The organism is Accumulibacter sp., from assembly GCF_029255285.1.
Classification (GTDB): Bacteria; Pseudomonadota; Gammaproteobacteria; order Burkholderiales; family Rhodocyclaceae; genus Accumulibacter.
This window is the reverse complement of record NZ_JAPUVI010000098.1, coordinates 47,408-63,182: the sequence shown is the minus strand read 5'-3', so window position 1 is coordinate 63,182 and position 15,775 is coordinate 47,408. Positions and strand designations below refer to the sequence as shown.

Here is a 15,775-nt window from a genome sequence, read left to right as displayed (position 1 = left end):
TCGATGAGTGAAAACGGGGTGCTGCCGGGCGAAGATCTGCAAGAGATGACTCTGTGGGCCAGGTTGTTGGTCGGTTGGTACTACGTACTTGGCGGTGCCGTCCTAGGGGTGGCCGGGGCGGGCTTGGCGATTGCCTTTCTCCCGGCGACCTACGAAGCCATTGCCGTCATTCAGGTGGGGCAGATTGGGCAGATTGGGCAGGTTGCACAGAACACCCCGCTGCTTGTTGAGCCGCCCGCTCAGGCTGTCGAGCGAATGAAAGCCGCTTCCTTTCAGTTCGCGCTGGCGCAAAGTCTCGGCGACCAAGAGTGGAGCGACGCCTTGTCGCGCTCTCCGTTCGCCACGACGAAATATTTGTCGGTGCAGATACTCAGAGCAACGGTGACGGCGCCCCTGATCGAGTTGAAGGCGCGGGCTGGCAGTCCGGAGAGAGCGAAGACAATCGCCGAGGCCGCGGTTGCGGAACTGGCAAGGCGGCAGGCCGACATCTCGAAGCCGGTGGTGGATAAGATGAGCGCCGACTTGGCGATCACCAAAGAGAAACTCGCCAGTGCGGAGCGCGAGTTGGAGAAACTCGAGAAAATCTCCGCTATGAAAGCTCCGCGGGATGATCAATTCACACAGGTTGCGCTGATCGCGTCGCTGTACGTTCAGAAACAGGCCGAGGTGTATGCTGCGCGCCAGGCGATAATGGCCTACGAAACGGCTTTGTTGCCTCCGGCGACGCAATCGGCGAGGGCGATCGAAGCGCCTTTCGTGGCGGACAAGCCGGTTTCGCCAAACAGAATTCTGCTCATCGTCGGGGGCTTGGTCGGAGGGCTGTTGGTCGGTGCCTTGTCGGCTCTGCTGGTCGACGCTTGGCGGCGAGTGAAGCGGATTGACGCGGGCGAGGCCCGGATGTAGGCACAATGGCGTTTTGCCGGGTGGATCAGCGCTTGGCCAGCGCCTGCACGGGATCGAGCCGCGCTGCCTGGCGCGCCGGCAAGACGCCGAAGAGAATGCCGGTCAGCAGTGCCGTGCCTAGCCCGGCGAGCACCGCCCAGCCCGGCGGAAATGCCGGGTAGGCGGGGTAGAGTTGTCGGATGATCGCGGCTCCGGCGTGACCGAGCGCAAAGCCGAGCACGGCGCCGGCCACCGAGAGCATCGCTGCCTCGGTGAGAAAAGCCTTGCCTATCGTCACTCCGGTGGCGCCGAGCGCCTTGAGCAGGCCGATCTCGGCGGTGCGCTGCGCGACCGAGACGAGCATCACGTTCATTACCAGGATGCCGGCTACCGCCAGGCTGATCGCCGCGATTCCCGCCACCGCCAGCGTCATGGTTCCGAGCAGGCGGTCGAAGGTGGCGAGCACGGCGTCCTGGGTGATGATCGTCACGTCCAGTTCGCCCTCGTGGCGCAGCCGGAGGATTTCGGTGACCTGCGCCTTGGCCGGCTCGATGGCCTCGCGACTCGTCGCTTCGACCAGAATGCGGAAAAGCGTGTTGCTGTTGAACATCGCTTGTGCCAGCGCAACCGGAACGATCACCAGTTCGTCGGTGTTCATCCCCAGTCCCTGGCCGCTCGCGGCGAGGATGCCGACGACACGGAAACGCCGGTCGCCGACGCGCACCACTTGCCCGAGCGCAGGTCCGCGACCGAACATCTCGTCGCGGATCTTGGCGCCGATGACGGCTTCCGAGGCGCCGCGCCGCCAGTCGCCCGATGGCAGAAAGCGCCCCTGGGCGAGGGCCAGGCGACGCACCTCGATGAACTCGGCCGTCGTTCCGGCGACCGTCACCTCACGCAGCTTGCCGCCGGCGCTGATTTCCGAAGTGCCGACGGCGAGCGGCGCGGCACGGTACACGGCGCTGGCGCGCAGCAGCGCCTGCGCGTCGTCGATGGTCAGGTCGCGCGGCGTGCTGGTGACCGCGTTGCCCGGGTTGAAGCCGCCGGTCTGCGAGCGTCCGGGCAGGACGATCACCAGATTGCTGCCAATCGAGGAAAACTCGTTCAGGACGTAACGTCGCGCACCGTCGCCGAGCGCCGTCAGGACGACGACAGCCGCGACACCGATCGCCATCGCCAGGACCAGCAAGGTGGTACGCAAGGGGTTGCCGGTCGCCGCGCCACGCGCGAAGCGAATCAGGTCGGTCGTGCGCATGGATCCGCGGCTTCCTCGGCCAGGCGTCGGCGGTCGTGCCGCAAGGTGCCGTCCTCCATCAGCAACTGGCGTGGCGCGCGCGCGCCTAGACCGCCGTCGTGGGTGACGACGATCAGCGTTACGCCGCGTCCGTTGAGTTCTTCGAGCAGACGCATCACCTCTTCGCCGGTGGCGCGATCGAGGTTGCCAGTCGGTTCGTCGGCCAGGATCACTGCCGGCCGCATGATCGTCGCACGGGCGATCGCGACACGTTGGCGCTGGCCGCCGGAAAGTTGGTCGGGACGATGATCGGCGCGGTTTTCCAGCCCGTAGTCGCACAGCGCGCGGGCGACCCGTTCGGCGCGCTGCGCCGGTGCAATCCCGGCCAGGATCATCGGCAGCGCGATGTTTTCGGCCGCGCTGAGCCGCGGCACCAGGTGAAAGCTCTGGAAAACAAAGCCGATCTGCTCGCTGCGCACACGCGCCTGTTCTTCGGCCGACAAGGTCGTGACGTCGCGGCCGGCGAGACGATAGACGCCGCCGTCGGGGCGGTCGAGCAGGCCGAGGAGGTTGAGCAGCGTCGATTTGCCGGAGCCGGACGGGCCCATCACGGCGACGTATTCGCCGGCCCCGATCGAGACGTCGAGCCGGCGCAGCGCGTGCACCTCGCTGTCGCCAAGGCGGAAGACGCGCTCGATGCCGGCAAGCTCGATCAGTTCGGAGTTCATCGACCACTTGCCGGTTTGCTATCCACTATGTAGTTTGCCCCGGCCTTGACGCCGGCACGTTCGAGCGAGGTGACGACGCGCTCGCCGGCCACCAGGCCTGTCAGCACCTCGGTATATTCCCAGTTGGCGAGGCCGGTCTTCACCTGGCGTTCCTCGAGCCGGCCGTCGGCCGCCGCCACCAGAACGCGGCCGCCCTCGAGCAGCGCCGAGGTCGGCACGCGGACCACCTGCTGACGGACGGCGAGGATCACCTCGATGTCGGCGCTGTAACCGACCAGCAACTTGCCGGGTGCGGCCGGGTCGTCGAAAACGGCTTCGATGTCGACCGTGCGCGCCTGTTTCTCGACCGCCGAGACGTAGGGCGCGACGCGCTTGACGCGACCAGGGAAGGACTGTTTCGGCAGCGCGTCGAGACTGATGCGCACCGGCTGCCCGGCGACGATCTTTGGCGCGTCGACTTCGTCCATCGGTGCCTTGACGTACAGGCACGAATCGTCGATCAGGTCGATTGCCGGTGGTGTCGGCACGCCGGGCGGAGAAGGTGTCGAGTACTCGCCGACCTCGCCGACGATCTTGGCGATCGTCCCGTCGAAGGGCGCGTAAAGCACCGTTCGTCCCTGCTCGACTCGTGTCAGGCTGACCTTGGCCTCGGTTTGCGCGACGTCGGCGCGCGCCGCCTGACAGCCGGCACGCTTGGCCAGCGCTTCGCTGCGCGCGCTGTCCTCACGCGCCCCCGAGACGAAGCCGCGGGCGCGCAAGGCCGATTGACGCTCGGCCTCGCGCTCGGCGTTGGCGGCCATGGCGCAGGCTTCGCTGACCCGATGGCGTGCCGTCGCCACCTGCGACACGGCCAGGGCGCTCTGTGCCTGCTGATCGTCGTTCCACAGCTTCATCAGCAGCTGCCCCCGGCGCACGCGATCTCCCTCCTTCACCGTCAGCCGCTCGATGCGGCCACCGCTGATGGTGGACAGTTTGGTCCGCTGGCACGCTTCTACCGTTCCGGCTCGCGTGTTGGCCAGTGTCGATTCGACTTGGCCGAGTTCGATCTCCTTGAGCACGACGGCTACCGGCTGCGGTCGCGAAACCCACCACACGCCGGCGGCGAGCAACAGAAGTACGGCGAGGGCGATCGACAGGCGGTGGAGCAGGGGCATGGCGGTACTCGGTGGGGAAAGCCGTAGGGCCAAACGCGCTATGGTCCGACGAATCCGTCGGGCTGACAAGGGCGGTGAGCGACCCGGCGGATCGCCCATCGGCGGTCGTCGCCACCAGGTCGCCGCGTCGCGTGCTAGAATCGCGCCCCCCGCCTTCGGCCGTCTGCCTCGATGTCTCCACTCAATTCGCCGCAACGCGAAGCCGTCCGCTATCTCGACGGCCCGCTGCTGGTTCTTGCCGGGGCCGGTTCCGGCAAGACACGCGTCATCACGGAGAAAATCGCTTATCTGATCGATTCCTGCGGCGTCAGCCCGGGTCACATCGCCGCCATCACCTTCACCAACAAGGCGGCGCGGGAAATGCAGGAACGGGTCGCCAGACTGCTTTCCGGAAGGCAGGTCAACGGCCTGACGATTTCGACCTTTCACGCCCTCGGCGTGCGCATCATGCGCGAAGAGGCGGCGATGCTCGGCTACAAGCCGAACTTCTCGATTCTAGACGCTGGAGACTGCTTCTCCATTCTTGCCGACCTGGCTGGCAGTGTCGACAAAAGCGGCATCCGCAAGCTGCAGGGGCTGATTTCGCGCTGGAAAAGTGCTTTGTTGTCCCCGGACCAGGCGCGCAGGCAGGCGTGCGGCGCAAGCGAGGTGCTGGCCGCCCAGGTTTTCGCCAGTTATGCGGCCACGCTGCGCGCTTATCAGGCGGTCGATTTCGACGACCTGATCGCACTGCCGGTGGCGCTCTTCGAGGACTTTCCGGCAGTACGCGACAAGTGGCAGAATCGCCTGCGTTACCTGTTGATAGACGAATACCAGGACACCAATGCCGCGCAATACCGTTTGCTCCGGCTGCTTGCTGGGCCGCGTGCGGCATTCACCGCCGTCGGCGACGACGACCAGGCGATCTACGGCTGGCGCGGCGCCGACATTGCGAACCTGCGCGGATTGGCAGACGACTACCCGAACCTCAGGTTGATCAAGCTCGAGCAGAACTATCGCTCGACGGTGCGCATCCTCAAGGCGGCCAACGCGCTGATCGGACACAACGAGAAACTGTTCGACAAGAAACTGTGGTCCAACCTCGGCCATGGCGACCCGATCACCGTCAGTATTTGCCGGGACAGCGAAAAGGAGGCCGAGTCGGTGGTGATGAAGCTGCAGGCGCATCGCTTCGAGCATGGCGGTGCTTTTCGCGACTACGCGATCCTCTACCGCGGTAATTTCCAGGCGCGTGCCCTCGAACAACAGTTGCGCCAGCAACGCATTCCCTACCTGCTGTCGGGCGGACAATCCTTCTTCGAGAAAAGCGAGATCAAGGACATCACCTCGTACTTGCGTCTGCTTGCCAACGGCGATGACGATCCGGCCTTCCTTCGCGCCGTCGCCACCCCCAGGCGTGGCGTCGGAGTCACCACGCTGCAGGCGCTCGGCGCCTATGCGGGTGAACGCCGCCGTTCATTGTTCGAAGCGGCCGGCGAACAGGGTTTCGTGCCACGGGTGTCGGCGCGGCAACTGGCCCCGCTACTCGAATTCTGTGCCTTCATCGAGCGCTTGCGCGCGCGCGCCGCCGCCGAGCCGCCGGCGGTGCTGCTGACCGACCTCGTCGCGGCAATCGCCTACGAAGCGTGGCTGTTCGAACATGACGAGGCACGTGCCGCGCGTGCGAAACTGGCGAACGTGAGGGAGTTCTGCGACTGGCTGGGCAAGAAAGGCGACGAGGAGGGAAAAACCCTCATTGAGTTGACGCAGACGATGGCGCTGCTCAACAGGCTCGACAAACAGGATGCCGACCTCGATGCGGTACGTTTGTCGACGCTGCACGCCGCCAAGGGCCTGGAGTTCCGGCACGTCTTTCTGATCGGTGTCGAGGAAGGCATTCTGCCGCACCGTGAAGCCGAGGCCGACCAGCGGATCGAGGAAGAGCGCCGCCTGATGTACGTCGGCATTACACGAGCGCAACGCTCGCTGCATCTGAGTTATGCCGAGAAGCGCCAGCAGGGGCGCGAACGGGTCGCCTGTCAGGGCTCGCGTTTCATCGACGAACTGGGTCGTGACGATCTGCGCTTTTCCGGCGGCGGCGAGGAGGCTGTCGCGAACAAGGCGACTGGCGCCGATCGCCTGGCGGCGCTGCGGGCCATGCTCGCCAAGGCGCGATGAACCAAGTCCTTCGGCGCCGCCGCCGGGCCGCGGCGGCGGCCGGCCGGAGCCGTTACTTGGACAGACCGACCAGGTGCTCGACGGCTGCCTTGATCTCGGCGTCGGTCAAGTCGGCGGCACCCCCTTTCGGTGGCATCGCGTTCTTGCCGTTGATCACGCTCTTGATCAGCGCCGCGTTTCCGCTGGCAATGCGCGGTGCCCACGCCGCCTTGTCGCCCGCTTTCGGCGCCCCGGCCGCGCCACTGGCGTGGCAGGCCATGCATACCGTGTTGTAGACCGTGGCTCCATCACGCGGTTTGCCATCGGACTTGGCTGGCGCCGCTTTGGCCAACTCGATCTTCGCCACCGGCTGGATACGCGCATCGGCTTCGTCGCTGACCGCGTTCCTGCTACCACCGCCTTTGCCGACGAACGACAGCGGCCAGATCACAGCGATCAGGATGACGGCGATGACGATGGTGATCATCAGGATCGCTCGCGACGGGTTGGGTTTCTGAGCCATGCCAAAGTCCTTAGTGGTATGCGGGAAAAGACGGCGAATTGTACCGCCGTTTCACGCTGCCAAAAAGCGGCTCGGAGCGATGCAACGGCGTCTGGCGACTGCTTCGCCCGAACCAAGCGGCAAGGATTTCAGTGGGCCTTGGAGTGCGTCGCGGACACGATGCCGGCGAGCCTCGTCCGGCAAGGGTCGCGTAGCGGGGGGGCCGGCATCAGGCCGTCGGTCGCCGGCGTGAAAAACAGCCGAGCAGGCCGAGGCTTCCCGCCAGCAGCGCTGTCGTCGATGGCTCGGGGACGGCCGAGATCTCGAGCAAGGGGCGTCGTGTCGTGTCGGCCGAGGCGGAGGAGGCGTACAGCGAGGCGATCGGGCGGCCGGAGGGAGAGCTGACAACGTCGGGTTGCAGGAGCTCGATGCCGAAGTTGGTCGTCGGATCGGATAGCCAGTCCTTGACCAGTTCAGTCACGTCGAAAGACACCCACCTATTCACACCATCCTGCACCGCTGACGTAAACGGTCCCGCCACTGCCGGCTGCGTCTCCCAGGTCACCGTGGTCTCGTTCCACGCCTCGGTCACGCGATGCAGTTGCGTGGTGACCGGATTGCTCGTCGTCGGGTTGTCGAACGGCGGCAGGCCGGGCAGGGCAAAGAGCTTGAGCGTCGCCTTGCCGACTTGGCCGGCGGTGAGGGCCAGCGTGCCGAGATCGAAGCGCAGCAGCGACCGTGTGTCGTGGGCGCGAGTCTCGCCCAGAGCGCCGATCAGCGGCTCGGTATTGCTGCTCCCGAGAAAGTTGCCGAAGGGCACCGCTGGCGCCGGTGACAGCGCGTTCAGCGTCTGGCTGTCGAGGTTGGTGACGCGCGCTGCGGTGGCGATGCGAAAGGCGCCGGGAACGCCGAATTCATAGACGAAGACGTCTGCGCTCGCCGCCTCGTCGGGTTGCAGGATGGTCGCCCCGTGCGCGGCACTCGTCAGTGCGGTTGCGAGGAGCAGCGGCAGCGCTCGGGATCAGGCAGTTTTTGTCATGTGAAAGACCTCCAGTACAAGGTGTGGCGGCAGGCACACACCATGTGTCCCGCCCCGTTCCCGATACGCGGGAAATCCCCGGCTGGATGCTTCTGCTTTGCCGCCGGCTTGCGATGGGGTGGTAAATCTGGTCCTGGTGCCGCGTACCGGGTTGGTTGCCGGCACGACGTTTACGGCGAGTCGAAAACTCCGTACAGCACCAGCATCATCGACATGTAGTTGCGCTGCCGCAGGTACAGGCGCATGTCCGGGGCCAGTTCCTTCAACAGGATCGGCAGGCGGAAGAAGTCTTCCTTGCGGTGCAATCGGGTGACGACGCGCGGGCGAAGTCGGCGGATCGTCTCCCGGGCGCCTGAAATCGCGGGATACTCGGCGCCGTTGATGTCGAACTTCATCAGGCTCACCGGCTCGGCGATGTCGTGCAGTAGCGCATCGATCCGGTCGACGGCAATCCGGCCGACACCGCCCGGGCTGATACGGTTGTCGATCGGCACTTCCTGGGGGGCAAACGGAAGCGTCGTCTTTTCGTCCCAGGCGCCGATTCTGAGCGGCAAGACCCTGGTCAGCCCCAGTTCCTCGATGGTCGCCTGGAGCTTGTTGAAGTTCTCTGCACTTGGCTCTAGCGAGATGATTCTTGAATATCTGCCGCCGGTGATCTCGTGGAATTCGCGCACGGTGTCACCGGTGAATCCGCCGACGTCGAGCAACACCTCGCTGTCGTGCAGGGGAAACTCCGTCGCCGGAAAATAAAGCCTGTCCAGGCGCACGAAGGGCCGCACATGTTCGAGATCCTCGCTGATCTTGGTGTTGATCGCCGCGACGTAGGTTTCCCGCGACAGGTCGTCGGCCAGCAGAGCCCATGCGGCGTCGAATCGTTCGGCGTTCTCCCGCACGAACCGACGGTCCATGAAAGCATGCGGCATGTTGAGATAGTCCGGGACATCGATCACGTGCACGTCCGTCACGCCCAGGCGGGTCAGCTTGTCGATCAGCAGCGGGTAGTTGGCGATGCCGACCACGATCGGCTGGCCGGCAAGCCGAGGCAACGCGTCCTCGGTGCGGGCCGGTGTCATGCCCATGAAGGGCTGTTCGGAATGATAAGCGGCGTCCACCATCACTCCGCCGACGGCGACGCCGTTCGCGTCGAGAAAGCGCTTCAGCACGTAGGCGTAAACGCCGGCGCCGTAGATCACGACCGGCTGCTGCGCTTCGCGGAGCCGGCGCAACAAGTCGCGCTGCGGCTTGCTACCGCTGGTGAGTCGATCGGCAATTCGCACTGGCAGGTGTCACCCTTCTTCAGGCCCGTAGCCCGTCAGTTCAGCAATCCCGAAGCCCGCACGGCCAAAATCGTTGCCGCAATAGAAGAGGAGAATACGTCCGTCGACTTCCAGCACCTGGCCATAGCACATCATCTGCGAGTCCCAGCCGGTCGCCGAGAGGTCGATCCCGACCTGCGAGTCGTCGCGCACCCAGCGCTTCAGATCGGTCGACGAAGCCTGCCCCAGACGATAGGCGCCGGCCGAAGTCGACGGCCGGCGCCAGGCGAAGATGGCGTGCCACTTGCCATCGATCTGGAACGGCGAGGCGATGTCCTGACACTCGTCGTCCGCCAGCGTCGGGATGATCGGCCGGCCATCGTGCTGCCAGTTCACACCGTCGCCCGATGTGGCCACGGCAATCTGGTACACCGGTTCATACTTCCCTTCGTCGAACAGCCATTTGCGGCCCGTCAGGTACCACATGTACCAGAGGCCGTCGATGATGCGCACGATCGGGCCGGTAACGAAATACGGTTCGCCCAGGCTGAGACCGAGAACCGGGCCGTCGCCGACGCGTTCGAAAGACGCTCCCCCGTCGCGGCTCACCGCCAGGCCGATCGCCAGGCTGTAGGGAACCGAGCGCAGGCGGGTCCACCCGGTGTAGTAGAGCAGAATCTCGTTACCCTGGCGTACGACGCTGCCCGGCATGACCCCGAACTCGTCGAAACAACCCATTCGGCCGAGACTCATCAGGGGCGCTTCGGCGACGCCGACAATTCGCGAAAGCTCATGTCGCGCCAGGTCGACGTAGGCGGGATAGGAGACGTACTGCCGATCGGCGGCGCGTTGCGGCCGGCCGGCGAAATAGACGCGAATGACCTCTTCGTCGAGCACCAGAGGTGTAGGGCACTGCGCGTACTCGCGTAGCCAGGAAGTGGCCGGACTTGCCGTCGGGTCGAAAACGCGGCCCAGTTTCTTCCACGCGAGCATGCCGTCAGCGACCTTCGCGGTTCGTCCCGAGCGCCGGCATCCGGGTCATGCGAAGAAAGGCGTCGCTTTCCAGCCGAAACCGCTCGGTGGCCGGCGCGATGAACACGCTGCGCGGCGGCGCGTCCTTGAGGACCCGTGTCGCGGCGCCCAGGAAGCAATCGGCGCCGATCGACAACTCGCCGCCGATGGTGGCGTTGAGGCCGACAAACGACCGTTCCCCCAGCACCACGCCGCCGCCCAGCGTTGCCCCCGCCGCGATCCAGCAATGATCGCCGATCGTCGAATGATGGCCGATCAGCGTGTTGTTCCACAAAGACACATCGTCGCCAATCCGCACTCCCGGCTGAATCCCCACTCCGTCGAGGATCAGGCAGTTTTCGCCGATCTCGAGCCAGGGGCCGTGATCCGCCCGCGGACTGACATAACTGACCAGGGTATAACCTTTGGCTTTCGCCTCGCCACACTTCCTGGCCCTGAGGGCGTTGAGTTCGTGATAGCCGAGCGCGACGAACATCGCCACCGACCCCGGCGGATAGTGACGTTCGAGATTCTCGAAAGGCACGACGGGATGGCCGTGGTGCCGGATTTCAGGCTCTCCGCCCGCTTCAGGCAGCCAGGCGGCGTCGCAGGTGAAAGCGACGACCTGGTAATCGCCATCGCGTTGAAAGTGCTGGTATGCGACATCGGCGATCTTTCCGAGGCCGAAAATAACGAGTGGTGGCATCGTCGTTCTACTCTCGCTGGGAACTCGTTCGCCCTGTCCAGTCTCACCCGCTGAGCGGACAGCCCGGAACGGCACGCCTGTCGCTTTACGTGCCGACCGGATATTGGCACACTGCGAGTATAGCCACCTTACGACCGCTTTCCTATGCCATGCCGCCGGTCGGGGTCCGGCCGACCGTTCGACACTCGGAAAGAGATCATGCGCCGCGGCGAAGAAAGCTTTTATGTCGATCCACTGACCCTCGAACCGCTGACCCTGGCGGAGGAAGAAATCCGGGAGGGAAATGAAGTCGTATCGGGGGTGCTGGCCAGCCCCTCCGGTCACCGTTTCGCAATCCGCCAGGGAGTTCCCGACCTGGTGTACCCGTTCGAACTGCCGGCGATCGATCGCCAGGCCTTGCAGCAGTATGAGGAACGGGCCGATGCCTACGACCGTTATCTTCCCCTGACCTTCAGCACCTATGGCGAGGACGAACAAACGGTGCGCAACGCGATGGTGGACAAGCTCGAGTTGCGTCCGGGTGCGATCGTGCTGGAGACGGGTGCCGGAACGGGGCGCGACTCGGAGATCATCGCGCGCCGCCTGGGTGCCGAAGGTCGCTTGTACATTCAGGATCTGGCACCGTCGTTTCTGGCGAAAAACATCGAGCGCCTGCGCGGAGTCGCCACCCGCGTCGAACCGGCGCTGGCCAATGGCTACTATCTCCCGTTCGCCGAAAACAGTTTCGATGCCTGCTTCCACTTCGGGGGCATCAACGCTTTCGGCGACATCCGCCGCGCCTTCGCCGAAATGGCGCGCGTCACCAAGCCTGGCGGCAAGGTCGTGGTGGGGGACGAAAGCATGCCGCCCTGGTTGCGCGATACCGAATTCGGCCGGATTCTCATGAATTCGAATCCCGAGTTCGTCTATCCGCTGCCCCTCGAAAAACTCCCCGTCGAGGCGCGCAAGACGCGTCTGGAATGGATCATCGGCGGCGTTTTCTATGTCATCGATTTCGTCGTCGGCGTAGGCGAGCCGCCCGCCGATCTCGACTTTCCGATTCCCGGGATGCGTGGTGGCACTCACCGCACGCGCTACTACGGGCAACTCGAAGGCGTCACGCCGGAAGCCAAACGGCTGGCCGCGGCCGCCCGCGCGGCGACCGGCAAGAGCATGCACCAGTGGCTGGACGACGTGGTGCGCGAGGCCGCCAGACGCGACCTTGGCCACGGCGACTAAGCCGCCCGGCAGCATGCGGCCTCCCGACGCGATGGGTGCGACGCTGGTTTTCCCGGCCGTCAATCAGGCCGCCGCCGACTACCTCGCCGCCGCTCGCCAAAGGGGGGAGCGGACCGTCTGCGCCGCCTCGCTGCCGAGCGACGCCGTAGACCCGGAAGGGGACGAAGTCCATCGCTTGCCGTCGATTTACGACCAGGATTTCGAGCCGCGATTCCTGTCGCTGGTGACGCAGTATTCGATTCGGCGCGTGTTCTGCCCGGTCGCCAGCGTGCATGCGTTCATGCGCCGCTTGATCGACCAACAGCAACTCGGGCTGGCCATGGTCGGCCAGTCGCCGATCCGCCAGCAGGTCGAGCAGCATCGCCGCCTGATGGCCCGGGCCGAACGCTTGCTGCCTTTGGTGCGGCTCTGCGCGGACGGCGCTGGCGGCCTTTCACTGATCGAAGTCGCCGGCGTTCTCCGCCAGGCGTCGCTGATCTACGGCGAATCGAACGACGACAAACTAGCCGCCATGATGGGAATCTTTGCCCGTGCACCGACCGGGGACGTGCTGGAGATCGGTTCGCTGATGGGACGCTCGGCTTTCGTCCTGCTCTATCTGGCCTGGCGCTACCGCATCGGCCCGCTGCTGACGGTCGATCCCTGGATGTCCGACAACGCCGTTCAACGGCAGTCGCCGCAATCGTTTCAGACCTTGGTCGAGGAGTGGGATTTCGACGTATTGCGCGAAGGTTTCCTGGTCAATATGGTGGCCTTGCGGGCGGACGACCATAACCACCTGCAGCTCAGCTCGCAACAGGCTTTCGAGCGCTATGCGGCGGGCCAGGCCGGTCGGTGTGAAGCGACGGCCAAGGTGAGCTACTCGGGCAGAATCGCGGTCATCCATATCGACGGCAACCACGACTACGAGTTCGTCAGGAACGATTGCCGGCTCTGGCTCGGCAGGACGCAACCCGGGTCGTGGCTCATCCTCGACGACTATGTCTGGGCGCACGGCGATGGGCCCTACCGGGTGGGCAACGAGTTTCTGCTCGAGCAGGCCGACCGGGTCGAAACGGCCTTTGTCTGCGGCAAGGCGCTTTTCGTCAGATTGCGCGACTAGCCGGCCGATTGCAACGTGGGCTACGTTTATAACCTGGGCCTGGCTTTCGAGAGCCTTGCCTTCAGCCAGCCCGAGAGACCGGCACTCGTCTTGGGCGGCGGTCGGACGCTCTCCTACGGCGATCTCGACCGCCTGGCAAACCGGCTCGCTCATTGGCTCAGGTCACGCGGCGTCGGCCGCCGGGACGTCTTGGGGCTGTTCAACGGCAAGACCGGCGAAGCCTACGCCTCAATGCTCGCCGCCTTGAAGATCGGCGCCGCCTACGTCAATTTCGACGACCAGAACCCGCCGCAGCGTCTGGCACGAATCCTCGCCACCTGCCGGCCACGACTGGTGATCGCCGATCACGACCTGGCGCCGGAAATCGAGCACGCCTGCGCAGCCGCAGGCACGCCCGTGACCAGGCTTCCCGACGCCGAATCCTTGACCGGCTGGCCGACGACGCGCAGCGGTGAAATGCCGCGCGTGACCGGCGGCGACCCGGCGTATCTCATGTTCACCTCGGGGTCGACCGGCAATCCCAAGGGGGTCGTCGTATCCCACGCCAGCGTTCTCAACTTCATCCCGTGGGCCGCCGACGAATTCGGCATCACGCCGCAAGATGTCCTGACCGGCGTCAATCCGCCGTACTTCGACAATTCCGTCTTCGACTTCTACGCCTCCTTGTTCACCGGCGCCGCACTGGCGCCGATCGGTCGTGACACGGTCGCCGCGCCGCGCGAGCTGGTGCGCAGGGTGGGGAAGTTGGGCTGTACGCTGTGGTTTTCCGTTCCTTCCTTGCTGATTTATCTGATGACCATGCGCCAGCTCCGCGCCGGCAGTTGGCCGGCGCTGCGCTGTGTCGTTTTCGGTGGCGAGGGCTATCCGAAACGGGAACTGAAAAAACTGTTCGACCTGTTCCACCCGACTGCCCGGTTGGTCAATGTCTATGGACCGACCGAATGCACCTGCATCTGTTCGGCCTATACCCTGAGCGAAGGGGATTTCCTCGACCCGAATGGGCTGGCGCCGCTCGGCAAACCGGCGGCCAACGTCTCCTGCCTCCTTCTGAAGGACGCCGATACGCCGGCCAGGCCCGGCGAAGTGGGTGAACTCTGCCTTCTCGGCCCGCAACTGGCGATCGGTTATTACAACGACGCCGAGCGCACGGCGATCAGCTTCGCGACCAATCCGCGCTGCATGGACTTTCCCGAGCGCATGTATCGCACCGGCGATCTCGTCCGGCAGGACGAACAGGGCTTGCTGTATTTCGTCGGCCGGATCGACAACCAGATCAAGCACCTCGGCTATCGCATCGAACTCGAGGAGATCGAAGCCGCTCTGCAGTCGCTGCCGCAGGTCACGCAGGCGGTGGCGATCTATCAACGCGTTCGCGAGCAGCACGGGCGCATCGTGGCCTTCGTCGGCAGCCGTGCAGCGATCGACGAAAGTGCCCTGCGCGACGCTCTGCACGACCGACTGCCCGCCTATATGATTCCGGGGCACATCGCAGTGCTCGCCGAGCTGCCGCGCAACGCCAACGGCAAGGCTGACCGGCAGGCGCTCGCCCAGCGTCTGCCGCCGCCTTGAGGTGCCGCCAGGTTGGCTTGCCGGGCCCAAGGGTGAAGAACCCCGGCCGGCGCCTACTTGCTCAGCAGGCGCATCCCTCGTTCGAGGCCGTCGAGCGTCAGCGGAAACATCCGGCTACCCATCAGGTTGTAGATCAGCGACGTCGACTGTCGATACGGCCAGGAGTGTTCCGACTCCGGGTTGAGCCAGATGGCGTGCGGCCAGGTTTCGGTCAGCCGGCGTAGCCAGACGGCACCGGGTTCGCTGTTGTTGAACTCGATGCTGCCGTTGGGCTGCACCAGCTCGTAGGGGCTCATCGCCGCGTCGCCAACGAAGATCAGCTTATAGTCGTTGCCGTACTTGTGCATGACATCGAGCGTCGGCACGCGCTCGCTGTGGCGCCGGCGGTTGTCCTGCCACAGGTAGTCATAGACGCAGTTGTGGAAATAGTAGTACTCGAGGTGCTTGAACTCGCTGCGGCAGGCCGAGAACAGTTCCTCGCAAACCCGGATGTGATCGTCCATCGAGCCGCCGATGTCGAGAAACAGCAGCACCTTGACGGCGTTGTGACGCTCCGGCCGCAGGTGCAGGTCGAGCCAGCCGGCGTTGCGCGCCGTACCGGCGATCGTGCCCTCGAGGTCGAGTTCTTCCGGCGCCCCCTGGCGGGCGAAGCGCCGCAGGCGACGCAGCGCCAGCTTGATGTTGCGCGTACCGAGTTCGACGCTGTCGTCGAGATTGCGATATTCGCGCTGCTCCCAGACCTTGACCGCCGAACGGTTCTCGCTCCGGCCGCCGACGCGGATTCCCTCGGGATGCGTACCGCCGTGGCCGAAGGGCGACGTGCCGCCGGTGCCTATCCATTTGCTGCCGCCGGAATGACGTTCCTTCTGCTCGGCGAGGCGCTGTTTGAAGGTTTCCATCAGCTTGTCCCAGCCGAGTTTTTCGAGCTGCGCGCGCTCGGCGTCGGTCAGGTGTCGCTTTGCCGCTTGCTTCAACCACTCCTCGGGAATCAGGACGTCCATCCCGGGCAGCGCCTCGACGCCCTTGAAATACTCGCCGAAGGCGCGATCGAACTTGTCGAAATGGGTCTCGTCCTTGACCAGGATGGCGCGCGAGACGACGTAGAAGTCGTCCAGGCTGTGCTCGATGACGTGCTCGCGCAGCGCTTCGAGCAAGGCGAGAAACTCCTTGATCGAAACCGGCAGTCGGCGCGCCTTGAGATGGAGGAAGAAGTCGATCAGCATCGCCGGCCCGTTGCG

15 protein-coding genes are annotated in these 15,775 nt (G+C 65.0%); 6 read left to right on the top strand and 9 right to left on the bottom strand.

Features of this window, described 5'->3' with window-relative positions; genetic code table 11:
- The first annotated feature begins 3 nt into the window (after positions 1-3).
- Positions 4-903 (top strand): hypothetical protein, encoded by a 900-nt coding sequence (locus Q1M07_RS14200; protein WP_300454571.1) that lies wholly within the window; start codon positions 4-6, stop codon positions 901-903.
- A gap of 25 nt (positions 904-928) precedes the next feature.
- On the opposite strand, the gene Q1M07_RS14195 is transcribed toward Q1M07_RS14200, so the two are convergent.
- From Q1M07_RS14195 to Q1M07_RS14185, 3 genes are read right to left on the bottom strand one after another with little or no spacing between them, the layout of a single operon-like run.
- Positions 929-2,137: an ABC transporter permease gene (locus tag Q1M07_RS14195; protein WP_300454570.1), complete on the bottom strand. Its 1,209-nt coding sequence runs from the start codon at positions 2,135-2,137 to the stop codon at positions 929-931.
- Positions 2,119-2,844, bottom strand: a complete 726-nt coding sequence (locus tag Q1M07_RS14190; RefSeq protein ID WP_300454569.1) for an ABC transporter ATP-binding protein — start codon at positions 2,842-2,844, stop codon at positions 2,119-2,121. Before Q1M07_RS14190 ends, Q1M07_RS14195 begins: the two co-directional genes overlap by 19 nt.
- Entirely contained in the window at positions 2,841-3,998 is a 1,158-nt protein-coding gene (locus Q1M07_RS14185; RefSeq protein ID WP_300454568.1) for an efflux RND transporter periplasmic adaptor subunit, read from the bottom strand. Before Q1M07_RS14185 ends, Q1M07_RS14190 begins: the two co-directional genes overlap by 4 nt.
- A 171-nt stretch (positions 3,999-4,169) precedes the next feature.
- On the opposite strand from Q1M07_RS14185, the gene Q1M07_RS14180 reads away from it, so the two are divergent.
- The gene (locus Q1M07_RS14180) at positions 4,170-6,155 is read left to right on the top strand and encodes a UvrD-helicase domain-containing protein (protein WP_300454567.1); all 1,986 of its coding nucleotides are present in this window, start codon (positions 4,170-4,172) and stop codon (positions 6,153-6,155) included.
- Positions 6,156-6,207: 52 nt separating this feature from the next.
- Here Q1M07_RS14180 and Q1M07_RS14175 read toward each other — a convergent pair whose 3' ends face one another.
- From Q1M07_RS14175 to Q1M07_RS14155, 5 genes are all read right to left on the bottom strand, one after another.
- Positions 6,208-6,657 (bottom strand): c-type cytochrome, encoded by a 450-nt coding sequence (locus Q1M07_RS14175; protein ID WP_300454566.1) that lies wholly within the window; start codon positions 6,655-6,657, stop codon positions 6,208-6,210.
- Between the two features lie 208 nt (positions 6,658-6,865).
- A complete protein-coding gene (locus Q1M07_RS14170) occupies positions 6,866-7,456 on the bottom strand; it encodes a DNRLRE domain-containing protein (protein WP_300454565.1) in 591 nt (196 codons plus the stop codon).
- Between the two features lie 389 nt (positions 7,457-7,845).
- Positions 7,846-8,952 (bottom strand): FkbM family methyltransferase, encoded by a 1,107-nt coding sequence (locus Q1M07_RS14165; RefSeq protein WP_300454564.1) that lies wholly within the window; start codon positions 8,950-8,952, stop codon positions 7,846-7,848.
- Between the two features lie 9 nt (positions 8,953-8,961).
- Positions 8,962-9,924, bottom strand: a complete 963-nt coding sequence (locus Q1M07_RS14160; protein WP_300454563.1) for a hypothetical protein — start codon at positions 9,922-9,924, stop codon at positions 8,962-8,964.
- Positions 9,925-9,928: 4 nt separating this feature from the next.
- Positions 9,929-10,438 carry a DapH/DapD/GlmU-related protein gene (locus Q1M07_RS14155; protein ID WP_300454562.1) on the bottom strand — a complete coding sequence of 170 codons (510 nt, stop codon included), beginning with the start codon at positions 10,436-10,438 and terminating at the stop codon, positions 9,929-9,931.
- A gap of 21 nt (positions 10,439-10,459) precedes the next feature.
- Between Q1M07_RS14155 and Q1M07_RS14150 the strand changes: the two genes are divergently transcribed.
- From Q1M07_RS14150 to Q1M07_RS14135, 4 genes are all read left to right on the top strand, one after another.
- Positions 10,460-10,702, top strand: coding sequence for a hypothetical protein (locus Q1M07_RS14150; RefSeq protein WP_300454561.1), 243 nt, complete (start codon positions 10,460-10,462; stop codon positions 10,700-10,702).
- A gap of 144 nt (positions 10,703-10,846) precedes the next feature.
- Positions 10,847-11,866 (top strand): methyltransferase domain-containing protein, encoded by a 1,020-nt coding sequence (locus Q1M07_RS14145; protein ID WP_300454560.1) that lies wholly within the window; start codon positions 10,847-10,849, stop codon positions 11,864-11,866.
- Between the two features lie 13 nt (positions 11,867-11,879).
- Positions 11,880-12,968 (top strand): class I SAM-dependent methyltransferase, encoded by a 1,089-nt coding sequence (locus Q1M07_RS14140; RefSeq protein ID WP_300454559.1) that lies wholly within the window; start codon positions 11,880-11,882, stop codon positions 12,966-12,968.
- 15 nt (positions 12,969-12,983) lie between these two features.
- Positions 12,984-14,537 carry an amino acid adenylation domain-containing protein gene (locus Q1M07_RS14135; protein ID WP_300454558.1) on the top strand — a complete coding sequence of 518 codons (1,554 nt, stop codon included), beginning with the start codon at positions 12,984-12,986 and terminating at the stop codon, positions 14,535-14,537.
- 53 nt (positions 14,538-14,590) lie between these two features.
- Here the strand turns inward: Q1M07_RS14135 and Q1M07_RS14130 are convergent, their stop codons facing one another.
- Positions 14,591-15,760, bottom strand: coding sequence for a VWA domain-containing protein (locus Q1M07_RS14130; protein WP_300454557.1), 1,170 nt, complete (start codon positions 15,758-15,760; stop codon positions 14,591-14,593).
- Positions 15,761-15,775: the final 15 nt, after the last annotated feature.

Excerpts from the sequence above, each read along its gene's own strand:
- Q1M07_RS14145 (WP_300454560.1), top strand. The coding sequence starts at position 10,847 with ATGCGCCGCGGCGAAGAAAGCTTTTATGTCGATCCACTGACCCTCGAA.
- Q1M07_RS14160 (WP_300454563.1), bottom strand. The coding sequence starts at position 9,924 with ATGCTCGCGTGGAAGAAACTGGGCCGCGTTTTCGACCCGACGGCAAGT.
- Q1M07_RS14195 (WP_300454570.1), bottom strand. The coding sequence starts at position 2,137 with ATGCGCACGACCGACCTGATTCGCTTCGCGCGTGGCGCGGCGACCGGC.
- Q1M07_RS14155 (WP_300454562.1), bottom strand. The coding sequence starts at position 10,438 with ATGTTCGTCGCGCTCGGCTATCACGAACTCAACGCCCTCAGGGCCAGG.
- Q1M07_RS14190 (WP_300454569.1), bottom strand. The coding sequence starts at position 2,844 with ATGAACTCCGAACTGATCGAGCTTGCCGGCATCGAGCGCGTCTTCCGC.
- Q1M07_RS14180 (WP_300454567.1), top strand. The coding sequence starts at position 4,170 with ATGTCTCCACTCAATTCGCCGCAACGCGAAGCCGTCCGCTATCTCGAC.
- Q1M07_RS14200 (WP_300454571.1), top strand. The coding sequence starts at position 4 with ATGAGTGAAAACGGGGTGCTGCCGGGCGAAGATCTGCAAGAGATGACT.
- Q1M07_RS14130 (WP_300454557.1), bottom strand. The coding sequence starts at position 15,760 with ATGCTGATCGACTTCTTCCTCCATCTCAAGGCGCGCCGACTGCCGGTT.
- Q1M07_RS14175 (WP_300454566.1), bottom strand. The coding sequence starts at position 6,657 with ATGGCTCAGAAACCCAACCCGTCGCGAGCGATCCTGATGATCACCATC.
- Q1M07_RS14185 (WP_300454568.1), bottom strand. The coding sequence starts at position 3,998 with ATGCCCCTGCTCCACCGCCTGTCGATCGCCCTCGCCGTACTTCTGTTG.
- Q1M07_RS14140 (WP_300454559.1), top strand. The coding sequence starts at position 11,880 with ATGCGGCCTCCCGACGCGATGGGTGCGACGCTGGTTTTCCCGGCCGTC.